Source organism: Bradyrhizobium sp. CSS354 (assembly GCF_029051725.1).
Classification (GTDB): Bacteria; Pseudomonadota; Alphaproteobacteria; order Rhizobiales; family Xanthobacteraceae; genus Bradyrhizobium.
In genome coordinates, this window is record NZ_JAACFU010000114.1 from 1 (window position 1) to 393 (window position 393).

The 393-nt window shown below is 74.8% G+C and carries 1 protein-coding gene; it reads right to left on the reverse strand.

The window, feature by feature from the left end; translation table 11 throughout:
* Nucleotides 1-306, reverse strand: a 306-nt coding sequence (locus GWG67_RS38895) for a hypothetical protein (protein WP_275174920.1), incomplete at its 3' end; no start/stop codon positions are given.
* Nucleotides 307-393 lie beyond the last annotated feature (87 nt).

A 393-nucleotide genomic window follows, 5' to 3' on the forward strand; every position in this document is an offset into this window, starting at 1 on the left:
GTCCTGGGGGGTGAATTCCCCGGCACGGATCTCCGCCGCCACCCGCAGCGTGGCCTGGTCCGCGGCCGCGAAGACCCGCAGCGTCTGCTCCTGCAGCACCCGCGCCAGGTTGCTGTTCTGCCGCTCCTCGGCGCGGACGGCGTCCTGCGACTTGATGTGCAGGGAAACGGCCACCATCACCCAGGTGACCGTGATCGCCAGCGCGAGGAAGCCCATCACCAGCACGCGCAGCCGCCTGCCATGCGCCGCGGCCGCCGGGGTGGCGGCGAGGGCATGGTCGTCGTGGCGGCGGGCGTTCCGGGGCATGCGGTGCGGTCTCAAGGCGCAACGGCCGGTGGGCCGAACAGCCCGTCGCCGCCGCCGTGGCCGCGGATGCGGCGCCAGAGCGCGGGC